Below are 242 nucleotides of genomic sequence, written 5' to 3' on the forward strand. Positions count from 1 at the left end.
TGCTCGACGTGTCTGTCTCGCAGTTAAGCGTGCTTTTGCCTTTACACTCTACGCATGATTTCCGACCATGCTGAGCACACCTTCGTGCTCCTCCGTTACTCTTTGGGAGGAGACCGCCCCAGTCAAACTACCCACCACACAGTGTCCTCGATCCAGATAATGGACCTGAGTTAGAACCTCAAACATACCAGGGTGGTATTTCAAGATTGGCTCCAATAGAACTAGCGTCCTATCTTCAAAGC

The 242-nt window shown here is 50.0% G+C and carries 1 rRNA gene; it reads right to left on the reverse strand.

Going from position 1 to position 242, the window contains the following annotated elements:
• A 23S ribosomal RNA gene (locus AAEY75_RS16725) occupies nt 1-242 on the reverse strand; the annotation flags it as partial.

The sequence above is a fragment of the Psychrobacter sp. TB55-MNA-CIBAN-0194 genome (genome assembly GCF_040309505.1).
In the GTDB taxonomy this organism is placed as follows: Bacteria; Pseudomonadota; Gammaproteobacteria; order Pseudomonadales; family Moraxellaceae; genus Psychrobacter; species Psychrobacter fozii.